Source organism: Acinetobacter sp. AOR34_HL, from assembly GCF_027854795.1.
In the GTDB taxonomy this organism is placed as follows: Bacteria; Pseudomonadota; Gammaproteobacteria; order Pseudomonadales; family Moraxellaceae; genus Acinetobacter; species Acinetobacter junii.
In genome coordinates, this window is sequence record NZ_JAKTID010000072.1 from 1 (window position 1) to 4,951 (window position 4,951).

Here is a 4,951-nt window from a genome sequence, read left to right on the forward strand (position 1 = left end):
GGTGGTGTTTCAAAAAGTATGCTGGCGTTAAACAAATCCGTTATTAAGGTAAAAGAAAGTCAAATCAAAGGCTTTAAAATGATTTTCGAGCTTTTTAGAAAAGTTGCAACTTCTCCTAAATCCACGCCTGATTCGATGACGAATTCTACAGTTGTTACCTTCAATACCGACGGTAAAAAACTTACCGATCACTTGCTTGCAACATTGAAATGCTGTGATAAAACTATCCCAGGGATCACTCGCAATTCGAGCATATTGAACCCCAAGCTTTTTAAGTCTAGCTTTAAGACGTTGAACCGTTGCTAAATCCCGCTTACCCCAAACATAAGCAACAATTTCTCCAGATTCTCGATGGTAGGCATAAATAAGCCATTGTTTATTTTTCTTATTCCCTACAAAAGTCCAGAGTTCATCGACTTCAAGACATTCGTAGTTGCTTTGTTTAGGCTGAATCTGATAGATCGATTCACTTAAGGTTCGTAATACCTTGCCAATGCTGATACGCTCGACTTCAGCAATATCTCTTACACCGTTTCCTCTGACCATTAAATGTAATATCTTGCCGGTAATACCTGAGTTACACCCTTGATAGCTTAATGCATGATCACCAATAAACTGACGTTTGCAATCTTTGCATTGATGGTTTTGTTTCCCATCTACTTTGATGCCATTTCTCTTTATATTGTTACTTAGACAGGTAGGACATTTGATTTGTAGCGTTATTTTCATACCTCTATTTTATCAAAAGCCATATTGTTTTTTTCAGCATACTTTTTGAAACACCACCTAAAAATGAACCAATTAAACTTCCCAATTCTTGATGCCCATATTCATCAGTGGAATCCATACACTACGCCACACTCAGCAGCGAGATTGGTCAAGGCATTTGGTAAATATCGTAAATTGATGGACAAAATTGTACGCGTTGTTAAACCTAAAGACTTAATCGAAACTTTAGGCATAACTCAATATGCTTTATCACCATATCTACCTTTTGATTATCGAGTTGATAGTGCAGGATGTTCGATTGATAGTGTTATTCATGTTGAGGCGAATTGGCATCACCAAAAAAACTTTGGTGTGGTTGAAGAAACAAAATGGATTCATCATTTACCTTTTAATCAGCAACAACTAAAACTTGCGGGTATCGTGGCTACAGCAGATCCAAGAAATAAAAGATTTTTGGATATTCTCAAAGCTCATCAAGATGCCAGTTCGCATTTTTGTGGTATTCGTAAAATGGCAGCATGGCATCCAGATGATGGTATTCATCGCTGGTGTGATCAGCCACATTTATATACTCAAAAAAAATTTCTGAAGGGCTTTGAGCATCTAGCAAAGATGAATTTATCTTTCGACGCTTGGGGATATTCAACTCAAATCAAAGAAATCAAATCACTCGCACAAAATTTCCCTGATACAAAGATCATGGTAGATCATCTCGCAACACCAGTCGGATTATTTGGAAAAGTCGGAAAAAGAACGGGGCGAACACCAGCTGAGCGTGAGATTATATTTGCAAAATGGAAAGAGGATATTTCAGAACTAGCTGAACAAAAAAATGTTTATACCAAAATTTCAGGATTAATGATGCCAGTACTGGGACATCAATTTTATAAACAACAAATAACGGCGAATGTACTGCAAATACAAGATTTACTTTCACCACTCATTGAACATGCGATTCAGAGTTTTGGTACCCAACGCATTGTATTTGCATCCAACTTTCCAATGGATAAACCCAACACCACCTTAAAAGATCTCATTCAAGCGTATATTGAAATGACAGCACCACTAGGTGAAGAGGCGCAGCGAGGAATTTTTAGAAGTAATGCGGAAACCTTTTATCAAATAAATAAACATTAGTTGTCATTGGAATTTCAATGCATTTGTTTTGACCAAATCCAATAAATAATTTGCAAAGTTCAATAAAATTACTCAATTTCAGCGCATAATTCTGTAAAATTAGCCGTCCTTATTAGCATTCCTGATTTAAAAGTGATTTTAAATGAAGTAATGCTAATTAATCCTTTCTAAGTCAGTCTCTTATCTTCGATTTGGCTTATTTATTCATTTTTAAACTTATATTTCTTGCAATAGAACTATAAGCATATTTTAGGTGCCAGCATGGAAATCAAGGTAAATTACCTCGACAACCTTCGACAAGAAGCCAAATTCGATGACTTCACAGTAATTGCAGATCAACCGATCCGATACAAAGGGGATGGTTCTGCACCTGGTCCATTTGACTATTTCTTGGCATCATCAGCACTTTGTGCAGCATATTTTGTGAAAGTATATTGCGCTGCACGTGATATCCCAACGGACAACATTCGATTATCTCAAAACAATATTGTTGATCCAGAAAACCGCTATAAACAGATTTTTAAAATTCAGGTTGAACTTCCAGCCGATATTTCTGAAAAAGATCGTCAGGGGATTTTACGTTCAATTGACCGTTGTACCGTAAAGAAAGTTATTCAAACAGGTCCTGAATTTGTCATCGAAGAAGTGGAAAGTATCGATGCAGATGCTCAAGCTTTATTGATGCCAAATCTTGCATCTGAAAGTACTACTTATATTCAAGGTAAAGATTTACCTTTAGAAGAAACCATTGCCAATATGTCAGCAATCTTGGCTGGTCTAGGCATGAAAATTGAAATTGCATCATGGCGTAATATCGTACCGAATGTTTGGTCACTGCATATTCGTGATGCACAGTCGCCTATGTGTTTTACCAATGGTAAAGGCTCAACCAAAGAAAGCGCATTAGCATCTGCATTAGGCGAGTTTATTGAGCGTCTTAATTGTAATTTCTTCTATAACGATCAATTTTGGGGTGAAGAAATTGCCAACGCAGAGTTTGTACACTACCCAGATGAGAAATGGTTTAAACCAGGACCAAATGGTGAGCTACCAAAAGAAATCTTAGATGAATACTGTCTTGAGATTTACGATCCTGAAAAAGAGTTACTCGGTACGCATTTATACGATACTAACTCTGGGAATATTGAACGTGGTATTTGTTCACTTCCTTTTGTACGCCAATCTGATGGCGAAACAGTTTACTTCCCATCAAACTTGATCGAAAACTTGTATCTGAGTAATGGTATGAGTGCAGGGAATACATTAGAAGAAGCTCAAGTTCAGTGCTTATCTGAAATTTTCGAACGTGCTGTAAAGCGTGAAATTATCGAAGGTGAAATTGCACTACCTGATGTTCCTGAAGAAGTTTTGGCTAAGTATCCAAGTATTGTTGCAGGTATCCAAGGCTTAGAAGAACAAGGTTTTCCAGTATTGGTTAAAGACGCCTCTTTGGGCGGTCAATTCCCTGTGATGTGTGTCACTTTGATGAACCCGCGCACAGGTGGTGTGTTTGCTTCATTTGGTGCGCATCCAAGTTTTGAAGTGGCTTTAGAGCGTAGTTTGACTGAGTTATTGCAAGGTCGTAGTTTTGAAGGTCTCAATGACTTACCTCAGCCAACCTTCCAAAGTGAAGCAGTGACTGAACCGAATAATTTTGTGGAACACTTTATTGATTCAAGTGGTTTAGTATCTTGGCGTTTCTTCAGCTCAAAATCTGATTATGATTTTGTAGAATGGGATTTCACCAATGAGGGTGAAAACTCGAATGCAGATGAGGCTGCTGAATTATTTGGCATTCTTGAAGAAATGGGCAAAGAAGTCTACATGGCTGTCTATGAACATTTAGGTGCTACAGCTTGTCGTATCCTCGTGCCAGATTATTCTGAGATTTATTTAGTTGAAGATTTGATTTGGGACAATACCAATAAAGCATTGGCATTCCGTGAAGATATTCTAAATATTCATCGTTTAGATGACACACGTCTTGAAGCACTGGTTGAACGTTTAGAAGAATGCGAACTTGATGACTATACTGAAATCACAACCTTAATCGGCATAGAATTTGATGACAATACGGTTTGGGGACAATTGACACTACTGGAATTAAAACTTCTTATTTATATTGCTCTGAAGCAATTTGAAGAAGCTAAAGATTTAGTTGAGCAATTCCTCCAATACAACACCAACACTGTAGAACGTGGTTTGTTCTATCAATGTATGAACGTCGTGCTAGAAGTTATTCTTGATGACGAGATGGAGTTGGAAGATTACGAAAAGAACTTCCGTCGTATGTTTGGTGATGAACGTATGGATGCAGTTATTGGTTCAGTAGAAGGTAGTGTTCGTTTTTATGGTTTAACGCCTACTAGTATGAAATTAGAAGGTTTGGATCGTCATTTACGTTTGATTGAAAGCTACAAAAAATTGCATGCAGCTCGTGCAAAAGCTGTAAGTTAAGCCTCAAAGCTTTTGATCTAAGAAAGGTGTATGTCAATCATGCACCTTTTTTCATGATTTAAACCAAAACTTTTGAATTACGACTTTATAATTAAAAAAGATTCATCTTATTAAAAATCAATTTGACCGAACTGACATAATCTTTGGTAATTAAAAGTCAAATTTAACAACTTATTCTGCATTATATTGAATAGCCACCGATTTTGTAGACACCTTTTAGTTAGATATGGACTGCCACCACTCTCCTAGACAAATTTCGTCTATTCTTTTTGCATAGGAGAGAACATTATGAGTGGACAACGATACACCCCAGAATTTAAAGATGAAGCTGTTAAATTGATTACCGAACGTGGATATTCTGTCACTGATGTGGCTGAACGTTTAGGTGTATCACAGCACAGCATTTATAAATGGCTAAAGGCCGTACAGCCTTTACGCAACAACCCTGATGAACATGAACTACTCGAAGCAAAGAAAGAGATCCTTCGTCTTAAAAGTCAGCTTAAGCAAACTGAAGAAGAGCGAGATATCTTAAAAAAGGCCGCAAGGTACTTTGCAAGCCTGCCCGAGTAAAGTATCAGTTTATCCTTGAGTACAGCCATCAATTTAAGATTAAAACGATGTGTCG

3 protein-coding genes and 1 pseudogene are annotated in these 4,951 nt (G+C 37.3%); 3 read left to right on the forward strand and 1 reads right to left on the reverse strand.

Going from position 1 to position 4,951, the window contains the following annotated elements:
• Positions 1 to 27: 27 nt before the first annotated feature.
• A complete protein-coding gene (locus MKL32_RS12010; protein WP_262579462.1) occupies positions 28 to 729 on the reverse strand; it encodes an IS1 family transposase in 702 nt (233 codons plus the stop codon).
• Positions 730 to 792: 63 nt separating this feature from the next.
• Here MKL32_RS12010 and MKL32_RS12015 point away from each other — a divergent pair, with 63 nt between their 5' ends.
• The 3 genes and pseudogenes from MKL32_RS12015 to MKL32_RS12025 all read left to right on the forward strand — a co-directional run.
• Positions 793 to 1,866, forward strand: coding sequence for an amidohydrolase family protein (locus MKL32_RS12015; protein WP_005402615.1), 1,074 nt, complete (start codon positions 793 to 795; stop codon positions 1,864 to 1,866).
• A 261-nt stretch (positions 1,867 to 2,127) separates the two neighbouring features.
• On the forward strand, positions 2,128 to 4,323 hold the full coding sequence (locus MKL32_RS12020; RefSeq protein ID WP_005402616.1) for an OsmC domain/YcaO domain-containing protein: 2,196 nt from the start codon (positions 2,128 to 2,130) through the stop codon (positions 4,321 to 4,323).
• 288 nt (positions 4,324 to 4,611) lie between these two features.
• A pseudogene (locus tag MKL32_RS12025) lies at positions 4,612 to 4,951 on the forward strand (transposase); the annotation flags it as partial.